Below are 20,555 nucleotides of genomic sequence, written 5' to 3'. Positions count from 1 at the left end.
CGTCACAGCATCTGTTCCCAGTCAAGTCGATAGTAAAGGTATGAAGTTATGCTATTTTTGAGAAAATGAAGCTATGAACATTCGATTGAACTGGATCGGGTTGAACAGGATCGTACATGATCACTCTTTGGGCACGTGATATAGAGCTTCAAGCACATCCGTATAATAAGCTGTACCATGGGGTACAAATTCCGTTGCCCGAATCTCGCGAACGATACGTTCCGGTTCATCAGCTGCACGATCGCCGCTTAACGGGTCCTTATGACCGATGAAATGTGGTGGTGATATCAACAGCTGAGTCTGAACTCCGGTAGCTTGAATGACGTCGATCTCACTACGAAACAAAGCGAGTAGATCATCCAGCGGCACTTCATACAGGCTATCCACCTCACTGGGCTGCAGAACGTAGGCTTCGAGCGGCTGGTTCAGACATAATCCATAGACCGCGCTGAATTCCCGATCTATGAATGGGATACCACGAACCTCTCCTTGGAGCTGCTGTGTAGCTGTGAGTAGATAGGTTAGTGCATCGAAAGATACATGGACACCCAATTCTTCCTCCAGCTCACGATTGGCGTCTTGCAGTTGTTCACCTGCAGTGAGGTGACCAGCTGCTGTAATGTCGTAACATCCGGGAAAAGTATCCTTAATATCACGCCGCCGCTGAAAAAGAACCCGTCGTTGCTCACCTTCGTCACGCACAATCCAGCAGTGGAATGAACGGTGCCAATATCCTTTGGCATGGACCTCGCTGCGCAGTGCTGTACCGATCCAATGTTGCTGATTGTCATAAATGTCGAAACGTTCTGGGGTCATGAAACGTATCTCCTTATATAGCAGTTTTTAAAGTTCGAAATTTCACAAAGTATGTTTTAAACGAAAGGGGAACGATCGTATGGAATGCATTGTACACTTTCAGGTGATTTATCCGCAACCTCAGGAACGTAAAAGTCTTAGAGGGCTTATATTTGTAGGTCAAGGTCAGGAACCGGCTAACAGTCAGTTAAGCAGCATGTTTAAGGATATGGGGTTTAATGTACGTTTGGAAGATGAGGCCCAATTGTTGTTCAAGCCAGTGGATGCTTCGGCAAACTTTGAATATATTCGCGTGACAGAACTGGATACTGGGGAAGAAGTTTACAAGGAAGATAAGGATCTGAAGTCGATCCTGGAGCATTTGCTGCCACGCCGTTTCTAGTTTATAAGCATGGCTGCAAATGACATTCATGGGGGAACACGTGTAACACATGTATGTTGGGCACAAAAAAGGCCCCACCTTTACGGTGGAACCTTCAAACCTTTAAGCTACGCAACCATTGTTAATGAAGCCCATATGGCTAGCTTTTTATACATAAACCCTAGCAAGTAAGAGGTGACTCCCGCATCAGGATTTATATCCGTAATTTAACCCGGTGAGTCTTTAAACGCTCGTTGTGGTTAGGCCGGTGCGCCGCTGCCCTCTGCTTCGAGCTCTGAAGTACAGTGCGAGCAGCGGGTAGCTGCGGCTGGAATTTCCGATAGGCAATACTTGCAAGCCTTGGTCGTTTTTTGCGGCTCGGGCTTTTTGTGTTCTTTGCTTTTCAGATAGTTGATGCCCTTCACAAGCATGAAGATACAGAACGCAACGATAAGAAAATCAATCATGACGTTGATGAACTGACCATAAGCAATCACGGTAGCCCCAGCTTCGTTGGCTTGAGCGAGGGTGGTGATGTCCTGTCCGTTTGCTGTTTTGATATCCCCGTCCAGGTTGATGATTTTCTGACTGAAGTCGATTCCACCCAGCAGTTTTCCAACCGGGGGCATGATGATATCATTCACGAGGGACGTGACGATTTTACCAAAAGCAGCCCCGATAATGACACCGACTGCCAGGTCGATGACGTTGCCGCGTACGGCAAATTCCTTAAATTCATTAAGTACGCCTTTCATATCTGCCAATCTCCTTTGACCAATAAATTCGTGTACAGGCCGCGTGTCCAACCCTTCTCCGTTCAGACACGTGCTTCCGTTCTCATATTGTACATAAAAAATAGATTCCAATCACCCCTTGTTTGCAAATTAAGACAAGTTTCCGCAACTTCCATGAAAATACTTCTTTATTTCACGCCGTCGATTCGGTATACTTCTAACATTGTCAGTTATGTTTAACCTTTTACATTCAGGTTCGCGATCATACATTGTAACGAATCATGGAGCCAAAAAATTAAATATGCCGTTACTCGTATATGTGCAGGAATAGGCCTGCATGTCTCTACCTGATCACCGGAATGATCGGACTACGGGAAAGATGTTGCAATGTTTTGTATGGTTGGCATGAGATCATTCTCAGACAGTTTGACTGAAGAGCAGGTTCAAGTGGCTTTTATCTGTTTCTGATTACACTGTTTAGAGTTTCTCACAACAGGAATGAACTCCTATCATTCTGTCCATCCAGTACACTTGCAGCATCCATACGGCTTGTCCATATACGTACAAGTCCGTCTTTCCCGTCTCCGGTTATTCCGCAGCGTGTGAAAAGGCGGGCTTTTTGCTTTTTTACCATGCGATTGGAAGAGCATGTGAGCTTCTGTGCGGAGGGCATTCAGGGGGAAGAATTACAATGCAATTGTTAAAAGACAAGGTAAGACAGGAAGGTATTGTCCTGTCCGAGCAAGTACTCAAAGTGGATTCATTCCTGAACCACCAGATGGACCCGGTTCTGATGAAGGAAGTAGGTAAAGAATTCATTCGCCGCTTTGAAGGTGAGAATATCACACGTGTGCTGACAATTGAGTCGTCAGGGATCGCACCAGGCATCATGACTGCGTTGGAGCTGAATGTGCCGCTGATTTTTGCGCGGAAGCAGAAGTCACTCACACTGACGGAAGATATTCTGGTGGAGAAGGTTTATTCCTTCACGAAGCAGGAGACGAATGAAATTACTGTGGCCAAGAAATTCATGAAGCCTGGGGATCGCGTGCTGATCATTGATGATTTTCTGGCGAATGGTGAAGCGGCATTTGGTCTGGCTCGTATTGTTGAGCAGGTTGGAGCAGAAGTGGTGGGTATCGGTATTGTTATTGAAAAAGCATTCCAGCCGGGAGGTCGCTTGCTGAAAGAAGCAGGATACCGTGTGGAATCATTGGTTCGCATCGGGGCACTGTCGGATGGACAGGTTACATTTTCGGACGAGGAGGGCACGAACTAATATGGCACGCGAACGTATTTTTCAACGTCATCGGCATCCAATCAAAACGTTCTCCCTCGGACTACAGCACGTGCTTGCGATGTATGCAGGAGCCGTCGTTGTCCCATTGATCGTCAGTAACGCATTGGGTTTTACACAGGAACAACTAACCTATCTCATTGCCATTGACCTGCTCGCATGTGGTGTGGCTACACTGCTTCAGGTATGGGGAAATAAATATTTCGGCGTAGGGCTGCCTGTCATGCTCGGTTGTGCATTCCAGGCTGTGTCCCCGATGATCCTAATTGGGATGAACAGTGGGGTATCTGCCATTTATGGAGCGATTATTGCCTCAGGGCTGTTCGTATTGATCTTCTCTGGAATCTTTGGGAAGCTTATTAGGCTCTTTCCTCCAGTAGTAACGGGTTCCGTTGTGACCATTATTGGTCTGACTCTGATTCCGGTTGCTTTCCACGATCTGGGTGGCGGACAGGGGTCAGAAGATTTCGGTAGCGGAGTGAACTTGTTACTCGGTTTCGGCGTGCTGCTCTTTATCATTCTGATGACTCGTTTCACGACAGGCTTTATCCGTTCCATCTCGGTACTGATTGGTCTGCTCGCAGGTACGATTGCGGCAGGGTTTATGGGTGAAGTTAATTTTGCTCCCATTCGCGATGCAAGTTGGTTCCATGTTGTTCAGCCGTTTTATTTCGGTACACCTACGTTTGAGATTGTACCGATCCTGACGATGATCCTGGTGGCGATTGTCAGCGTGGCGGAGTCCACAGGAGTATTTATGGCTCTGGGCAAAATCCTGGACAAGGACCTGTCGTCCAAGGATCTGGCCCGCGGTTATCGTGCGGAAGGTCTGGCTATTGTATTAGGCGGTATTTTCAACTCGTTCCCGTATACAACGTATTCGCAAAATGTAGGACTGGTACAGATGACACGTGTGAAGACACGTGATGTCATTGTAGTAGCTGGTGGAATCCTGGTGGTCATTGGATTTGTACCCAAAATTGCAGCCCTCGCACAGCTTGTTCCAGGGGCAGTACTTGGCGGAGCCATGGTGGCCTTGTTCGGCATGGTGGTATCATCAGGCATTCGAATTATCGGCAGTCAGGTCGATCTGAACCGACATGAGAATCTGTTTGTCATCGCTTGTTCTTTAGGTATGGGTCTGGGTGTTACCGTTGTGCCTGAGTTGTTCGCAGGTGCACCGGCCTGGGCTCAGATTATGCTCGGTAATGGTATCATTGCAGGCAGCTTCACGGCGATCTTCATGAACCTGCTGTTCAACGGTCTGGGTACCAAGGAAACAGCCGCCACAATGGCTGAACAACAGGCAGATGCCATCCTTGGAGAGACGGGCAAGTCAGCTTAATTAGCCGAATTAGGCTAGGATTATCATCCAACAGGATTGTTATGTTAATTGTTATAAATAGACGATTCACAAGATGAATAATGAATCAGGTTAATCATGATGATATACAGCATGAATGGTTTATGACATACATCGTTTATGCTATGAATGTTCAATCGCATGAACCGAATGAAAGAGACACTTTTAGATGCGAAACACCGAAGATACAGGCTCAACAGAGTCGTGTCTTCGGTGTTTTTTGTTTTATTTAACTATGATGAGCGGGGATTACAGATGACGTAACTGTTTCTCTGCAAAATCGCCAACCCACGGCAGTTTTAGCCATTTCCCCTGCAAGCTGGTAACGACCATAATAAGCCAGACCACTACACCAAGCAGGGATAACAGCGATGCCACAAGTGGCCCGAACAACGGAAGGAAAGCCGATAATACATGCCCGACCATAATGATGCCGAAGACGATTACAGATTGCAGCGCATGAAATAACACGAACCGGCTCCGCTTCTCTACAGCGAGAAAAACAATTCCGCCTACAAAGGTAAACAGATAACAAAGCATACCGGCAATATTTTCATCCAGACCGCTAGACGATTTCATGGGGGACATCCGGTCCAGCCTCCTTTGACCTTTTTAACTAGGCTATGAAGGAGATGGACAGAACTGAACCGGTGAATTTATTTGCTTATCAAACGAACGAAATCCTTATCCTCCCTCGATCTGTCTGCGAGGGTTTGTGATCTTCCCATTTTTGTTGGTATCGTGTTCTTTGGGAACCAAACGTTCATCGGTTCGTCCTTCGTGATGATTATCATATGCATATTCGGTCAGTTTCCATTCCGACTTGCCAAGAACGGGATCGGCCGGGAAATGCTGCCCCCGGTGCAGATGTTCCTCACGTCCGGCTTCATTGATGTAAACTCCGTCTACTTCCACCTTTTCATGCGAAAGGGGCAGCATATCTTGTTCGTTGCGGTCCATGAGACGACGCCTCCTTTGGATACCAGTAATTTAACTGTATGTGTTGTCCGTGATAATATCCCCCGAATAGTTCAGTGTTATGCTGGATATATTAATTCCGTATAGAATGGTGGCAATCTTAAGATATGATTCGGAATTAAACTTTTTGGGCATGAAAACCGTTATATTTATTAGAGGAAATCGTCAAGTCGTAAGATACTTCCGAATATGCTACAATAAGATTATGATTCATTCCGAATCATATCGGGTATTTATAGTGTCAGGTACTTGCTTTCTAGCGAGGTTCCCGACCTAAAGCTTGCTTTAAGCCGCGCACACAACTTCATGGATGGCATTTAAGACTTATTCGGCATTCTCTAAACGGAGCATTCACTTTCAACGTTTTGGGAGGGAATTACAATGGCAACGAAAGGTCACAATGAGGTCAAAGAAAGTTTGAGGGAAATGACTCGGATTTTCCGTCCTAAAGATCCAAAAAAATTCGTGAAGGAGTACGTGAGAAAATACCGGATTACGGGTGGATATGAGGAAGAATTGACTTCTGTGGTTGAGCATGAGCTTGTCAAGATGGATTCTTCCGTGTCCTGAAACTACACACAACTCTGATTATACTGTTCCGATAATGAATAGAACCGTCTACCGGGCATTAAGCTCCGGCAGGCGGTTTTTTTTGCGTTCCTGCTGCATATATATGGGAGTACACTTACAGCGGGAAGGATGAATGCATGTGGACCCTATTTTGAAAACCAAAGAAGAGATTGGCTACATGCGGGAAGCTGGACGAATTTTGCGAAGTTGTCACCAGCATATTGAGCAGTGGATGATACCCGGTATCACGACAGCAGAGATCAACGAGCGGGTGGAAGGGTTTCTGGCAGCACGAGGAGCCACACCGGAGCAAAAAGGGTATAAAGGATATCCGTACGCGACGTGTGCCTCTGTCAATGAAGTGGTCTGCCACGGATTTCCGGGGGAAGAGGAGCTGGCGAGCGGGGATGTAGTGACCATCGATATGGTGGTAAACAAAGATGGCTGGCTTGCTGACTCGGCCTGGACATATGGCATTGGTGAACCAAGCAGATCCATTCGCAAGCTGATGAGGCGCACGGAGAAGGCACTTGAGCGGGCGATTGCCCAGGCAGTTCCAGGGAATACACTCGGAGATATTGGAAGTGCCATTGAACGAACAGCCAGACTGTATCGGTACGGAATTGTGAAGCCTCTCATCGGTCATGGAATTGGTCAATATATTCATGAACCGCCAAATGTGTTGCCTTATGGCAAACGCAGAACGGGCACGATGCTCACCGAGGGTATGGTCATTACCATTGAACCAATCTTTACAAAAGGCAGTTCCGGGACCGTTGTGTGGGATGAAGATGGATGGACAGTAAGGACGGTAGATGGTAGCTGGGGAGTCCAGTATGAGCATACGGTTGCGATTACTGGGAATGGCCCCTTGATTCTGACCAATGGCACATGAGAAGAAGTCAGTGAAAAAGAGGACTTGAGTTGAACTTTCTCAGGAATGCTCCATGCTGTTTTGAGCTTAAATATAGCGGTATGGAGCGATAGGCATGTCTTCTGAATGGATGTGGAAGAAGTTTTCCATAAATTCTGATCTTTCTTTTGCATAATAGCGCATGTTTTGAATGTGAGAAAAATCGCCAATAAATCGAGTATCATCACCGAAATTTGGCAAAAATTTTCAAATGTAGAGAGTAATACTTTTAACTGAAATCGTTTGCAAATCAAGTTGTAGAGCGGTTTTTTACATAAAGTGAACAATTTGTGAACATGTGTCCAAAGATTGACAAAATCATACCCTCAACTTATATTTAATAAGTGATTGAAGCATATAGAATGAATTGGAAGAATGCGCAGACATGCCCTGAGCAGGAAATCACGGGAGTACTGGAAGCGTTATTTTTGTAAGCGTTCTGTATGATGAAGAGGATTATACGTATCGTGCTGAAACGTACCTTTTGTTGCCTTTCTACCGAACGACAACGGTAATCTACGAAAACGTAAAAAAGTGGGGTAGATCAATGATGAAACAGTGGCAGGTTACAAAGCGAATTCTCCCCTTGCTGGCGGTGTTCTCTTTGCTGCTATCCGCATGCGGGCGGGAAGACTTGTCGGTAATGAAACCTCAGGGTCCTGTAGCGCAAGGCCAATATGATCTGATGAAGTTATCCATCGCGATTATGATCGTGGTGCTCATCATTGTATTTGCCATAGCGGCCTATGTTCTGATCCGGTTTCGTAGACGAGCCGGGCAGACTGAGATGCCTGAACAGGTTGAAGGTAATTTCAAGCTGGAAGTAATATGGACAGCCATTCCGTTATTGCTGGTTATTGTGCTGGCAGTACCGACGGTCCAAACGATTTTTGCCCAAGGTGAAGATCTGTCCAATGACAAAAACGCACTTAAGGTCCAAGTCACCTCGCATCAGTACTGGTGGGAATTCACTTATCCTCAATATGACGTAACCACCGCTCAAGATCTCATCATCCCGACCGGAACAAAAATCGCATTCGAATTAAAAACCGCTGACGTGCTTCACTCCTTCTGGGTGCCGTCACTTGCGGGCAAAATGGACACAAACCCGGATGGGACACTTAACAAGTTCAGTTTCTCTGCACCGAATGAAGGCGTTTACCGCGGTAAATGTGCCGAATTATGCGGCAGATCGCATGCTTTCATGGAATTCAAGGTAAAAGCAGTGAGTCAGGAATCCTTTGACAGATGGGTGAACCAGATGAAAGCACCCGCAGTCCTTCCTGAAGACACTCAATTGGCCGAAAAGTTCAAAACAAACTGCCTTTCTTGCCACGCTGTTGGTGATCAAGGTGGACCGGTTGCACCTAACCTGACGGGAATCGGCGGCAAGCAATCCGTTGCAGGCATCCTGCTGAATCAGGGCGAAGGTCAGGAAGAAGGTAGTCCGGTACTGGATAACATGAAAGAATGGCTCCATGATCCACAATCCGTGAAGCCGGGCAATACCATGCCGAATCCCAAAGATCTTGGGTTGACGGATGAAGAAATCGACGGAATTGCCGAATATCTGGCCAACTACAAATTGGACTATGAATAGAACAGCAAGGACGAAGAAGGGGGTACACAACCTTGGCTCATGCGCATAGCGTCAAGAGGTACAGGGGCTTGATGGATTGGATAACCACCGTCGATCACAAAAAAATCGCCATTCTCTATTTGGTTGCGGGTGGATTTTTCTTTGGAATCGGCGGCATTGAAGCCATTTTGATTCGGATTCAACTAATGAAGCCTATGAATGATTTTGTATCGGCACAGGTCTTCAACGAATTGATTACAATGCATGGAACAACGATGATTTTCCTTGGTGTCATGCCACTTATTTTTGCCATTATGAATGCAGTCGTGCCTTTGCAGATCGGGGCACGGGACGTTGCTTTCCCGTTTCTTAACGCGCTCGGTTTCTGGACATTCCTGTTTGGTGGATTGTTGCTGAACCTGAGCTGGGTTATGGGAGGGGCACCGGATGCGGGCTGGACCTCATATACGCCGCTTTCGGGCAGTGAGTACAGTGGAACGCACGGTGTGGATTTCTACACGATCGGTCTTCAGATCGCCGGTCTGGGCACACTCATCGGGGGCATTAACTTTCTCGCCACCATCATTACGATGCGTGCTCCGGGAATGTCCTACATGCGGATGCCGATGTTTACATGGACGACATTTATTACATCAGCTATCATTCTTTTTGCATTCCCTGCCGTTACGGTAGGATTGGTTCTGTTAACGTTTGACCGTATACTGGGAGCGAATTTCTTCGATGTCGCAGGTGGAGGTAACCCCGTACTCTGGCAACATATCTTCTGGATCTTCGGGCACCCTGAAGTATACATTCTCATTTTGCCGGCATTTGGTATTATCTCGGAAGTTATTCCAACCTTTGCGCGCAAACGATTGTTTGGTTACAGCTCCATGGTGTTTGCAACCATCCTGATTGCCTTCCTGGGCTTCATGGTGTGGGCGCATCACATGTTTACAACGGGTCTGGGAAATGTAGCTAATGCGCTCTTTTCTATCTCGACCATGCTGATTGCTGTACCAACAGGGATCAAAATATTTAACTGGCTCTTTACGATGTGGGGTGGACAGATCCGCTTTACAGCGGCAAACCTGTTTGCTGTTGGATTCGTTCCAACCTTCGTTATGGGTGGTGTTACAGGCGTTATGCTGGCATCTGCTCCGGCAGACTTCCAGTTCCATGATACGTACTTTGTTGTAGCCCACTTCCACTACGTTATTGTAGGGGGACTCGTACTTGGATTGTTCTCAGGATTACATTACTGGTGGCCGAAGATGTTCGGACGTATTCTGAGTGAAACACTGGGCAAATGGACATTCTGGACATTTATGATCGGTTTCCAATTAACGTTCTTTGTACAGCATTTCCTTGGTCTGATGGGAATGCAGCGCCGGATCGTTACATATTTGCCGAATCAGGATTTTGACCTGATGAATCTGGTCAGCTCCGTTGGTGCATTTCTGATGGGTGTGGGGGTTATTATATTCCTCGTGAACATCGTAATCACAATGAGAAAACCGGCTGGTGCGCCAAACGATCCGTGGGAAGACGGTCGTACCCTGGAATGGTCCATTCCTTCACCGCCACCGGAATACAATTTCAAGCAGACTCCACTGGTACGTGGAATTGATGCGTACTGGAAGGAAAAGATGGCCGGACATACGGAGATGACACCGGCAGAACCGGTAGGTCCAATTCATATGCCGTCAGCAACGCCACTTCCGTTTGTGATGTCCGTGGGTATCTTTGTTGCCGGGCTTGGTTTTATGTTCAGCAATGATGAATTTGGTAATGCATTTATGAATGCTATCTTCAACAACTATATTGTGGTTATTATTGGTCTTCTGATCACATTCGGTTCGATGGCACTTCGTTCACTTTATGATGATCATGGCTGGCATATTGAACCGGAGGATCAGGATGAGAAGGGGGCTAGAACATGACAACCTCACATGCCGAACCGGTGAATGACAAATTGCCACATGAGCCGGAGAAAGCAACGCTGGAGGGGCGTAACAAGCTGATCGCCTTCTGGTTGTTCCTTGGCGGCGAGACCGTATTGTTCGGCACACTCTTCGCAACCTTTTTGGCTCTCCGTGGTCAAACGAATGATGGACCTACGGCGAATGAACTGTTCCATCTACCCCTCGTGGGCGCAGCGACGTTCATTCTCCTGGTCAGTAGTTTAACGAGTGTATTCGCGATTCAGGCCATGCATAAGGGGAACCGGAACAAACTCGCTTTGTGGCTTGGCATCACAGTAGTTCTGGGTCTCGGATTCCTCGGACTGGAGATATACGAGTTCTATGAGTATGTGAAACATAAAGAGTTCGGTATGACCACCAGTGCATTCAGTTCAGCATTCTATACGCTGGTTGGGTTCCACGGAGCCCACGTTGCCTTTGGTATTGTGTGGATTGGAATCATTATCGGGCAGCTATACAAAAAAGGATTAACGGTCGTAACTGCACCTAAAGTATACGTCTCCGCAATGTATTGGCACTTTATTGACGTGGTCTGGGTGTTCATCTTTACGGTCGTGTACTTGCTCGGAAAGGTGGGGTAACACATGTCGGCACCGGATAAGACAGATCAACAGCCTGTGAAACACCGTGACAGGACGGAGGGGCCACAGAAACACGTTGTTGTGTTTATATTCTCCATTATTCTCACATTAATTGCTTTTGCGGCCGCTTCTGCCGGAGGGGTCAACACAACGTTCACTATTATTATTTTGCTTGTCATGGCTATTCTACAGGTTTTTGTTCAACTGGGTTACTGGATGCACTTGAAGGACAAAGGGCATCTGATGCCCATTCTGTTCATGGCCTTTGGGTTTTTCGTAGCCTTTACAGGCATCATTATGGCACTCTATTGGGTCTGGTGGTAAAAGAGATGGCGGCGGCGCAATGCCGCCGTCTTTTCCCCTTTTAGGTCAGTGAATCTTCACAAAGAAATGAAGGCAACAACCAAATTAGGTCACGGGGAGGTTTCCCGTATGCTCGGGTTGCAATATTTTAGCTTCAACGACTTATGGAGTCCGCTTATATTGGCTTTATTTCTGATCATTGCTGCGGCGTATCTGGTGCTTGTGGGACCGTTAAGCGAGCAAATAAAGGATGCAGAGCCTGCGACTGCTGCGCAGAAAATCATGTTTATTACAGGGCTGTTTGTCCTGTATCTGGCTCAAGCTGGGCCGTTTAATCTACTTGGTCATGTAATGTTTAGCTTCCACATGGTGAGCATGGCGTTCTCCTATCTGGTAGCCCCGCCGCTGATGATGAAAGGTTTGCCGATCTGGGTGTGGCGCAGAATCGTGCGCTGGTTGCCTACACGCCAGCTATCGTTCCTGGCTCATCCGATCGTTGCGGCAGTGCTCTTTAACGGGCTGTTCTCGCTGTATCACCTACCGATTGTACATGATTACGTGATGCTGAATTTTACCGTTCACCGGTTGTATTATATTGCATTGTTCATCACCTCGATGCTCATGTGGTGGACATTGCTGAATCCGTTGCCAGAAGGCAGACAAGCATCGGGGTTATCCAAGATCGGTTTTATTTTTCTGAATATGGTACTGCTCACGCCTGCGTGTGGATTGATTATTTTTGCGTCCGAGCCGTTGTATCAGACGTACAGCAACCCGGCAGTATGGGCTGAAGCAATGCGGTATTGTGTGTCTGGAGATTCTACGGCGTTACTTCGCTCATTCGGTGGGCCTGCGTTCTTCAACTTCCTGTCTTCCGCGAAGGAAGATCAGCAGGTCGGTGGCATTGTAATGAAGTTTATTCAGGAAGGGATCTTTGCCTCCATGCTGGCTTATGTCTTTTTCCAATGGTATCGGAAAGAGAAGCAGGAAGATGATGATGATTCGTATCCTGCAGGGGGCGCAGGGGGGGCCGCTCAATCCGGCTGCCAAATAATGAAGTAATGTTCTGACAAGAGGGGGAACACACGATGGATATGTATTTTTGGCTACCAACGATCAGTACTTCTTTCATTGTGATTAGTGCAGTACTGGTGGGGATTGGATGGGTACTGATTATTCGGGGTAAACGTGAGGCTCATCAGTCCGCCATGGTAGCGGGTGCGATTGCAGCTCTAATCTTCTTTGTGATCTATATGTCTCGCACAGTGTTCGTAGGTAATACGGCTTGGGGTGGAGACCCGGATCTGGAGATCTTTTACCGGATCTTTCTGATCTTTCATATTATCCTGGCTACCGTGGCAGCAATATTTGGCATTTCCACACTGGTGCTGGGGTTCAAAAAGAAGTTTGGAAAACATCGTCGCTGGGGCAAGTTCACGTCCATGATCTGGTTCGGGTCAGCGCTAACAGGTGTTGTTGTGTATGTTCTTCTATATATCTTATATCCTGGTGGTCATACACGTCCGGTATGGGAAGTTATCCTCGGTGTATAAAAGTAGAGACACAACCTCAGGCTAATTGTGAATGTGTCACTATGATATTCTGAAAATATGAAAATGGACGAATCTAGCAGATGATTGGTCCACGCTTCCTCTCTTATTCATTCATAGAATGAGTTCGAGAGGGGGGAACAAAATGAAAAAAACAGTCAACGTCAGTCAAACGTATCCACGTCTTACCGTGTATTCAGAAGAGAATTACAGAGGGAGAAGCCGCATCTACCGTGGTAACACGGGTCTTCGTAACCTGGACAACATCCTGGGTGGGGTAGAGAGCCTGCGTTTCTTCTCGACAAGTTCCAATGCAACACTCGTTGTATTTACGCGGCCTAACTTTCAGGGTGGATTCCGTGTCTTCCGTGGCAACACCAACTTGAGAGATTTGGATGATCTGATCCGTGGCAATGATGTAGAATCCCTGATCTCCACGAATGAGCGGCTGACTTTGGAAGAGATTCGTGCAATCCGCAGGGATCGCAGTCTGCCTAGTGGCTACAACCTCGTTTAATCGTAAGACCTCTTCTCCTAACAGGTGCTAGAGAACGGCAAAGGGCTGTACCCGAATTGTGTTTACACAATAATGGGTACAGCCCTTCTTTTGTGCTTGGGGAATTTCGTTTATTTCCCTAATCCCCGCCGCCACTACCCCCACCACTGTCGCTGCTGCTACCACTATCGCTGTTGTGATGAGAATGTGTGTCTGATGAAGAATCCGACTCATGATGTTTGTGATCCGGTGTGTGTCTGGAATGTCGATCGTAGGAGTCATCTCCTGTAATGACCGGATATCCCGAAGCAGAGTCGGTATAACCGTTGTTACGGCGGATGCGGTGTCTGCCTTTTTTGGCAGAATGACGATGAGGTTCATCCCGGAGGATCAACCAGATAACAACGATAAGGAAAAGGAGTACAAATCCGATCTCCACCAGCCAATCCATAGCTGTAACCTTCCTTTCTTTGATTCGTTACTATAATTTATTTTAACGTAAATTTGAAAAGTGTCCCATCCCGTCTTCCTGATTCAGGAAAATTAGGGGTTGACGGGATGAGAATTTGGTCTGTATACTGTGTATATTGATATATACAGTAAACACAGTGAACACAGTAAGCAAGATGAGTGAGTGAATGACAGGTGAAAGGCAGGCATGCATATGAACGAATGGAAGCAGGCGTGGTGGTTGACCCGCAGCCAGATGAGTAAGGATAAGCTCCAATGGCTATGGTCTGCATTATTCATGATATACACTGGCGGCATGAGCGGTGTGATGTTTTTAGGACAACAACAGACAGATATTATTAATCCAGTAGTGGATTCCTTCTTTTTAATCATGTTGCCATTTCAAGGGTTTATGTTCTGCAGGCGCTCCTTCCGTTACATACAGGAGGATTCTTATACGCAGATGCTGGCCTACTATCGTAGAATTCCCATCCCTGAACAAGTGGTGATGTGGTCCAGGCTACAGCAGTCTCTGATGGCGTTTACGTACAATGGAATCTTTTTCTACGGATCGTTATACGTGGTTAACCTTCATGCCGAAGGATTCCGATGGGATCAGTATCTGGCCTTTAGCCTTACCTGTACAGGTTATGGCCTTTTGGTAACAGGATTGTATATTTACGGAGAGTTTCTGAACAGTGGCAAGAAATACTTGCTTCTCAGTACGCTTTTTATACCAATCGCCATTGGCATATCCATACTGATTCGAATGTCAGGCAGTTACGGATTGCGGATTGTAATGGATGGAAGTAAATCATGGGGGCTACTTTCCCCGATCATGTGGATTGCTTTGGTGGCTGGCGTAGTGGGATTATGGCTTTTCAGTCGATTGACGCTGAAGAAACTGTCCACTCGGGATTTGAGTTAACGGTATGAGGGATGAACGCAAAAATGAATACAGGATGAAACCGGCACAGACAGGTAACAGACTGGAGTGTACCGGAGGGCGAGGTGCAAGATGTGAAAATACCCATTCAAATTAATGAAAATAGTGCTGAACCTTTATACCACCAAATTGAAAATCAGTTAAGATCGTTAATTATTACGGGTCAGTTGGGGGAGGGAACACATTTGCCGTCCATTCGTGAGTTCGCCGGAGCACTGAATTGCAGTGTTATTACGGTTAGACGGGTCTATCAGGATCTGGAGAATGAAGGCTTGCTTCGTACGAAGCAAGGGACAGGTACATTTGTGGCTCAGGTAGAAGCCGGCGAAAGAGAAAATTATAGATTGAAGGCCGCACAGGAAGCGATGCAGGCGGCGGTGCAGTCCGGGAAATCGGTAGGCTGTACGGAAGAAGAGATGGAGAGCCTGTTCCGGGAAGTCCTGAAGGCTATTTACGCGAAGTAAAGGAGTGATTCATACGTGGAACCGATAGCAATCCAGTTGAACGGCGTATCCAAAATGCGAAAACGCAGAGTTATTGGCCCAATTGATCTGACCATCCCGGAAGGGTATATAGTCGCTATTCTCGGTCACAACGGTTCAGGCAAAAGCACACTTCTTAACATGTTGCAGCAAGTGGTGCTGCCAGATGCTGGGCAGATTATATGGTTTGGTCAGGAACATGATGGGCCGCTTCCCATTGAACTGAGACAACAGATTGGTTTTGTGGCAGATAACGCTGGTTCAGAAGAGAACCGGATAACAGCACAAGAAGCAGCCCATTTCCGGGCGTACTGGTACCCACGTTGGGATATGAAGTTGTTCGACCAACTGATTCATGATATGGAAGTACCTGTTGATGTGAAGCTGAACAAGATGTCCAAGGGAGAACGGCGAAAGTTTGAGATTGCAGCTGCAATTGCAGCTCGCCCAAGACTATTACTTTTGGATGAGCCTTCATCAGGACTGGACCCCTTTGCCTGGAAAGTGATGGTTGAGCAGTTCCGTACCTTCATGGCGGGGGGAGACACCACGATTCTGATTGCCACACATATCGCGGATGAAGTCAAAAGGCTTGCGGATTACATCGTATTGATGCACCGTGGTCAGTCGCTGGGGATGGCCGAGAAAGATATGGTGCTCGATCAGTGGAAGGAAGTCTGGTATGAAGGAGACTTAAGGCCAGAGAGTATCCCTGGTGTTGTGGAATCTTCTATAGAAGAGGGAGGTCTGGTTCGCGTAATTACAACCCGGGTCAGCGAAGCGCAGGAAAGGCTGGAGCTGTCGAATAACCGAGTATTAAGAATCCGTAACTTGGAATTGGATGAAGTGCTGGCATTCTGGATTGCCGGGTATGCACCCGTACAGTGGAAATAACCGAAGGGAGACGATAAATGATGAACCGATTGGAATTGAAGCAAGTCGTCAAGCAATATGCAGACAAAACAGCCGTTAATGGAGTCACGCTCAATGTAAAAGAGGGGGAGATTTACGGACTGCTCGGAGCGAATGGTGCAGGCAAAACAACAACAATGCGCATGGTGCTCGGACTGATTCACCCTGACGGAGGGAATATCCTGTACAACGGCAAGCCCTATAATACGGAGCTGCAACAGATTATGGGTTATCTTCCGGAAGAGCGCGGATTGTACCCGAAGGTGAAAGTCAGCGAACAGATTAATTACCTGGCACGACTTCGTGGCATGAATGGTAAAGACGCAGATCAGAGCCTCAAGTACTGGCTGAATCGGTTTGAGGTACCTGAGTATTACGATAAGAAGATCGAGGAGTTATCCAAAGGTAATCAGCAGAAAATGGGCTTTATCGCGGCTGTAGTGCATAGACCGCAGATTCTCATTCTGGATGAAGCGTTCAGTGGACTGGATCCTGTGAACGTGGAATTACTCAAGTCCACTGTCAAAGAATTGCGTGACGAAGGCACGGCCATTCTGTTCTCAACACACCGTATGGAGCACGTTGAAGAGTTGTGTCGTCAGATTACTATTCTGCATCGTGCCAACACGGTGGTACAAGGAGAGATCAAGGAGATCAAGAGCCGGTATCCGCGTGAACAGGTATTCCTGGGTACGATTGGTAGTGTGGAAGGACTCGAACAGTTGTCTGGTGTGAAGAAAGTCGAGCGGAATGAGCGTGGTTACCTGATACATATTAGTCAGGTGGAAGCGGCTCAAGAGATTCTGAGAACAGCCATGACTCAGACGACAGTGGAACACTTTGAACTGAAGGAACCAACGCTTAACCAAATCTTTATTCGTGAGGTAGGTGAGTCGAATGAATAAAATGGGAACGATTACGGGTTTTACATTCAAAAACAAAGTTAAAACGAAATCATTCATGGTGACGACCATTGTACTTGCACTTTTAATTTCAATCGGACTCAATGTTCCGTATTTCATTACCTTATTCAATGGGGGTTCCATTGGCGGAGCTTCAAGCAGTAATCCTGTAAATATTGGTCTTCTGAGTGCAGGGCAGCCTGAAGTTTCCGAGAAACTGGAGAGCTTCTCTGCGGCTCAAGGAGATCAGGCTTATCGATTCGTTACCAGTGGTGACAAAGATGAGGCGGCTCTCAAAGCCGATGCGGAAGCAGGGCTTACCGATGGTTATCTGAAGTTTGAAGCAGTTTCCGGGCAAGAGTTCCCGCAGCCCATTCTATATTCAGCAGAAGACGTATCACCTCAGATCATTGCATCCATTGAAGCAGCGTTGCAGAGTGTGAAGCTGGATGTGGTTGTGAAGGATGTACTCACAGCGGAGCAGAAGGAACTGATTACAACACCTGTGAAGCTCATCGAGCAAAGTTTGAGTACAGATGAGAGCGGAGCAGGTACTGAGTCAGAAGGTGCAATGAGCCCGATTAACTATATTGTGGTGTACTTGCTGATCATCCTGCTGTTTACCTCAACGATGATGACAGGCAACATGATTGCCTCCGAGATCACAGCTGAGAAGAGCTCACGTATTATGGAGATATTGATTACGAGTGTATCACCGCTCAGTCAGATGTTTGGTAAAATCATCGGGATTTTCATGGTGGGGATGCTGCAAATCGGGATCTTCGGAGCGGTGGTTGCCGGAAATATCTTGCTGCCGCATAACCGTGCAGTATTAGGTGACTTCAATATGAATGTAAGTGATGTGAATATTGCAGTTATTGTGTACGGACTTATATTCTACATTCTGGGTTACTTCCTGTATGCTGTGTTGTTCGCTGCCATTGGTTCAATGGTAAGCCGTACTGAAGAACTCGGTCAGGCTGTTCTGCCGATTACGATGTTGTCGCTTGTTTCCTTCTATATTGCGATCTTCAGTATTTCTACGCCGAACATTCTGTTGTTGAAAATCGCAAGCTTCATTCCATTCACGTCGCCGACCGCGATTCTGGTACGAATTGGCGCAGGAGTTGCGCCAACTTGGGAGATTCTAACGTCCTTAGCGATTCTCATTGTATCCATTATCATCTTCGGATGGCTTGCAGCCAAAATCTATCGCACAGGTGTGCTGATGTACGGTAAACGTCCAACCTTCAAGGAATTGTTTAAAGCGATGAAGGCTTATAAGATCTAAGATAGATGGTGTTATGTGGTGGTGGTGTCATATTAAATCGAGTTCAGGAGAGGGTTGATGATCATGCAGCAGTTAAAAGGGTTCTATATACAGTTTTTGAGGGAACCTCTGTGGTTTAAAGCATCGATCCTGACTGCACTGCTACTTTCAATTGTATTTAGCAGTTCAGCCTTTTCAGAGCAGGGCAACTACCAAAGCATCTCTAAATTAGCTATCGCTATTTTCTTCGTCGCATATGGAGTGAAGCTGCGGGGCAATCGGAAGATTGCTATAGCGTTCTTTTTCCTAGCACTGATCAGTATCTATTTATCATGGAATAGCTTGGATTTTGCGAATATCTAGCATCGAACATATATGACGGTTTCGTATTTATTGTTTCTTATCTAATGAGAGTAATGAAGGGAGAACGTGCTGCTCCGTTTGTGGAGTGGCACCAATTCCTACTTTTATCCGTAGTATCTAAGTATGTCTATTCTATTAAAATTGGATTGGCAACTATATTCACTAAAGGAGAATACATAATATGAAGAATTGGAAACGCATGCTCTTATCTCTTACCATCTCGGTAGGTTTGCTTGCATCTGCAGTACCAGCTATGGCTGCTCCACAAGGAACTTCCGTCAAGGTTAATGATCAAGCGGTCAAATATGCTACAGGAGCACCGATCCTGGAGAAAGGTACAACATTGGTTCCACTACGGACTACGCTGGATGCTATGGATGTGAAGCTGACCACTGCGACAGATGATACGATCACAGCTGTGGTAGATGGCAAAACGATTACACTTAAAAGCAAGCTTACACGTATCAACGGTGTAACGTATGCGCCAATCCGCATCGTCGGTGACGCTGCGGGTTATGAAGTTCGCTGGGATGCTGTAACGCGCACCGTGCTGTTGGTATCCAAAGGGGGAGCAACTGAAACTGCTCAAACCGGTGGACGCGGCTTCATGTGGGAAGTTGAAAGTAATGGCAACACGGTCTATCTGGTAGGCTCAATGCATATTGCGGATGAGAGCTTCTACCCATTGCGTCCGGAGTTTGAAGAAGCTTTTGCCGAAGCTGATTATCTAGGCGTAGAGATTGATATTAGCAAAGCCGCTGATGAAGAGCAGCAAAAGCTGGTTCTGAGTCTGGGTTCGTATCAGGATGGAACAACACTGAAAGACCACATTTCCAGCGAGACGTATACTGAGCTGGGCAATGTTTTGAAGAAAAATGTTTTAGAGCCTAACGCTTTGGATGCATTTAAGCCTTGGGTAGTAGAGAGCACGCTCGCAAGTTTGAAGTCCACAACGGCAGGATACGAAGCGTCAGCAGGAGTGGATCTGTATTTCATCCAGAAAGCAATCGAGCGTAAACTTCCAGTTATTGAGTTGGAGAGTTATCAATCTCAACTTGGCATGTTTAACGACTTTTCCAAAGAAACACAAGAGGAAACACTGAAAGCGACAATCGAGAACTTCGACGTGCTGGATAACAGTGTGAATCAAATGGCTGAGATGTGGAAAACGGGTAATGACGAGCAATTACTTGAACTGACAAACAGCTTCTCCACTAACGAGGAGTACAACAAAGCAATGCTGGTTGATCGTAACATTGGTATGGGGGACAAAATCGATGGTTACTTGAAAAACGGCAAAGGCGAGGAGTATTTCATTGTTGTTGGCGCGGCACACTACTTGGGCGATCACGGCATCGTGAAACTGCTTGAGGATAAAGGATATAAAGTAGAACGTAAATAAATATAGATTACTATAGAAGGCAACCCTTTCGTCTCGAATATAAGAGTTGAGAGGGTTACCTTCTTATATATAGAAGAAAGACAGATTAAATAAAGAAGATCAAGCTGCAGAATAATACAATTGAACCTAGGATTTCATCGTAGATTCAAGGTCCTTAATATGGAGTAGACTGTGGAGTTGATATGTTTTGAAATTAACTCTTTACAAGTACATGTGTTGCATGGTATATTCTAATTCCGGCCAAGAAAACACGGTTTACACGGTGCGGCAAGCGTATGAAATAAGCTTCGAAAGAAACTTAG

At 46.5% G+C, this 20,555-nt stretch carries 24 protein-coding genes and 1 riboswitch; of the genes, 19 read left to right on the top strand and 5 right to left on the bottom strand.

The features are described 5' to 3' along the window. Positions 1–120: 120 nt before the first annotated feature. Complete coding sequence (locus D829_RS0120735; protein ID WP_017690847.1) at positions 121–816, bottom strand: NUDIX domain-containing protein; 696 nt, start codon at positions 814–816, stop codon at positions 121–123. A gap of 79 nt (positions 817–895) precedes the next feature. On the opposite strand from D829_RS0120735, the gene D829_RS0120730 reads away from it, so the two are divergent. Continuing rightward, on the top strand, positions 896–1,198 hold the full coding sequence (locus D829_RS0120730) for a hypothetical protein (RefSeq protein ID WP_017690846.1): 303 nt from the start codon (positions 896–898) through the stop codon (positions 1,196–1,198). A 239-nt stretch (positions 1,199–1,437) separates the two neighbouring features. Here the strand turns inward: D829_RS0120730 and mscL are convergent, their stop codons facing one another. After that, entirely contained in the window at positions 1,438–1,932 is a 495-nt protein-coding gene (gene mscL / locus D829_RS0120725; protein WP_017690845.1) for a large conductance mechanosensitive channel protein MscL, read from the bottom strand. Positions 1,933–2,202: 270 nt separating this feature from the next. Beyond that, a riboswitch (purine riboswitch) is annotated at positions 2,203–2,302 on the top strand. A 300-nt stretch (positions 2,303–2,602) separates the two neighbouring features. Here mscL and D829_RS0120720 point away from each other — a divergent pair. Then, positions 2,603–3,190 (top strand): xanthine phosphoribosyltransferase, encoded by a 588-nt coding sequence (locus tag D829_RS0120720; protein WP_017690844.1) that lies wholly within the window; start codon positions 2,603–2,605, stop codon positions 3,188–3,190. 1 nt (position 3,191) lies between these two features. Next, positions 3,192–4,553, top strand: coding sequence for a nucleobase:cation symporter-2 family protein (locus tag D829_RS0120715; RefSeq protein ID WP_017690843.1), 1,362 nt, complete (start codon positions 3,192–3,194; stop codon positions 4,551–4,553). Between the two features lie 267 nt (positions 4,554–4,820). On the opposite strand, the gene D829_RS0120710 is transcribed toward D829_RS0120715, so the two are convergent. Further along, positions 4,821–5,159: a hypothetical protein gene (locus D829_RS0120710; RefSeq protein ID WP_017690842.1), complete on the bottom strand. Its 339-nt coding sequence runs from the start codon at positions 5,157–5,159 to the stop codon at positions 4,821–4,823. A gap of 96 nt (positions 5,160–5,255) precedes the next feature. Beyond that, positions 5,256–5,531 carry a hypothetical protein gene (locus D829_RS0120705; RefSeq protein ID WP_017690841.1) on the bottom strand — a complete coding sequence of 92 codons (276 nt, stop codon included), beginning with the start codon at positions 5,529–5,531 and terminating at the stop codon, positions 5,256–5,258. A 399-nt stretch (positions 5,532–5,930) separates the two neighbouring features. Between D829_RS0120705 and D829_RS0120700 the strand changes: the two genes are divergently transcribed. The 9 genes from D829_RS0120700 to D829_RS0120660 all read left to right on the top strand — a co-directional run bounded on the left by D829_RS0120700 (position 5,931) and on the right by D829_RS0120660 (position 13,547). Continuing rightward, positions 5,931–6,119 (top strand): hypothetical protein, encoded by a 189-nt coding sequence (locus tag D829_RS0120700; protein WP_017690840.1) that lies wholly within the window; start codon positions 5,931–5,933, stop codon positions 6,117–6,119. A gap of 133 nt (positions 6,120–6,252) precedes the next feature. After that, positions 6,253–7,014 carry a type I methionyl aminopeptidase gene (map, locus tag D829_RS0120695; RefSeq protein ID WP_017690839.1) on the top strand — a complete coding sequence of 254 codons (762 nt, stop codon included), beginning with the start codon at positions 6,253–6,255 and terminating at the stop codon, positions 7,012–7,014. Positions 7,015–7,579: 565 nt separating this feature from the next. Continuing rightward, positions 7,580–8,632: a cytochrome c oxidase subunit II gene (gene coxB / locus D829_RS0120690; protein WP_017690838.1), complete on the top strand. Its 1,053-nt coding sequence runs from the start codon at positions 7,580–7,582 to the stop codon at positions 8,630–8,632. Positions 8,633–8,664: 32 nt separating this feature from the next. Then, positions 8,665–10,554 carry a cytochrome c oxidase subunit I gene (gene ctaD / locus D829_RS0120685; RefSeq protein WP_026081314.1) on the top strand — a complete coding sequence of 630 codons (1,890 nt, stop codon included), beginning with the start codon at positions 8,665–8,667 and terminating at the stop codon, positions 10,552–10,554. After that, the gene (locus D829_RS0120680; RefSeq protein ID WP_017690836.1) at positions 10,551–11,177 is read left to right on the top strand and encodes a cytochrome (ubi)quinol oxidase subunit III; all 627 of its coding nucleotides are present in this window, start codon (positions 10,551–10,553) and stop codon (positions 11,175–11,177) included. Before ctaD ends, D829_RS0120680 begins: the two co-directional genes overlap by 4 nt. 3 nt (positions 11,178–11,180) lie before the next feature. Beyond that, positions 11,181–11,501, top strand: a complete 321-nt coding sequence (locus D829_RS0120675) for a cytochrome C oxidase subunit IV family protein (protein ID WP_017690835.1) — start codon at positions 11,181–11,183, stop codon at positions 11,499–11,501. A gap of 108 nt (positions 11,502–11,609) precedes the next feature. Then, positions 11,610–12,542, top strand: coding sequence for a cytochrome c oxidase assembly factor CtaG (ctaG, locus tag D829_RS0120670; RefSeq protein WP_017690834.1), 933 nt, complete (start codon positions 11,610–11,612; stop codon positions 12,540–12,542). Positions 12,543–12,568: 26 nt separating this feature from the next. After that, positions 12,569–13,033, top strand: a complete 465-nt coding sequence (locus D829_RS0120665) for a DUF420 domain-containing protein (RefSeq protein WP_017690833.1) — start codon at positions 12,569–12,571, stop codon at positions 13,031–13,033. Between the two features lie 142 nt (positions 13,034–13,175). Beyond that, complete coding sequence (locus D829_RS0120660) at positions 13,176–13,547, top strand: hypothetical protein (protein WP_017690832.1); 372 nt, start codon at positions 13,176–13,178, stop codon at positions 13,545–13,547. A 118-nt stretch (positions 13,548–13,665) separates the two neighbouring features. Here the strand turns inward: D829_RS0120660 and D829_RS0120655 are convergent, their stop codons facing one another. Next, entirely contained in the window at positions 13,666–13,977 is a 312-nt protein-coding gene (locus tag D829_RS0120655; protein WP_017690831.1) for a hypothetical protein, read from the bottom strand. Positions 13,978–14,190: 213 nt separating this feature from the next. Here D829_RS0120655 and D829_RS0120650 point away from each other — a divergent pair, with 213 nt between their 5' ends. From D829_RS0120650 to D829_RS0120620, 7 genes are all read left to right on the top strand, one after another. Continuing rightward, positions 14,191–14,904 carry a hypothetical protein gene (locus D829_RS0120650; RefSeq protein WP_152417104.1) on the top strand — a complete coding sequence of 238 codons (714 nt, stop codon included), beginning with the start codon at positions 14,191–14,193 and terminating at the stop codon, positions 14,902–14,904. Between the two features lie 92 nt (positions 14,905–14,996). Then, on the top strand, positions 14,997–15,386 hold the full coding sequence (locus tag D829_RS0120645; RefSeq protein ID WP_026081312.1) for a GntR family transcriptional regulator: 390 nt from the start codon (positions 14,997–14,999) through the stop codon (positions 15,384–15,386). 15 nt (positions 15,387–15,401) lie between these two features. Continuing rightward, on the top strand, positions 15,402–16,298 hold the full coding sequence (locus D829_RS0120640) for an ABC transporter ATP-binding protein (RefSeq protein WP_017690828.1): 897 nt from the start codon (positions 15,402–15,404) through the stop codon (positions 16,296–16,298). Positions 16,299–16,318: 20 nt separating this feature from the next. Beyond that, positions 16,319–17,221, top strand: coding sequence for an ATP-binding cassette domain-containing protein (locus D829_RS0120635; RefSeq protein ID WP_026081311.1), 903 nt, complete (start codon positions 16,319–16,321; stop codon positions 17,219–17,221). Beyond that, positions 17,214–18,509 (top strand): ABC transporter permease, encoded by a 1,296-nt coding sequence (locus D829_RS0120630; RefSeq protein WP_017690826.1) that lies wholly within the window; start codon positions 17,214–17,216, stop codon positions 18,507–18,509. The genes D829_RS0120635 and D829_RS0120630 overlap by 8 nt, the downstream gene beginning before the upstream one ends. 57 nt (positions 18,510–18,566) lie before the next feature. After that, a complete protein-coding gene (locus D829_RS0120625; RefSeq protein ID WP_017690825.1) occupies positions 18,567–18,851 on the top strand; it encodes a hypothetical protein in 285 nt (94 codons plus the stop codon). Positions 18,852–19,032: 181 nt separating this feature from the next. After that, the gene (locus tag D829_RS0120620) at positions 19,033–20,253 is read left to right on the top strand and encodes a TraB/GumN family protein (protein WP_017690824.1); all 1,221 of its coding nucleotides are present in this window, start codon (positions 19,033–19,035) and stop codon (positions 20,251–20,253) included. Positions 20,254–20,555: the final 302 nt, after the last annotated feature.

The organism is Paenibacillus sp. PAMC 26794, assembly GCF_000316035.1.
Lineage (GTDB): Bacteria > Bacillota > Bacilli > Paenibacillales > Paenibacillaceae > Paenibacillus.
The sequence above is the reverse complement of the archived record's forward strand: the minus strand, read 5'-3'. Positions and strand labels throughout refer to the sequence as shown.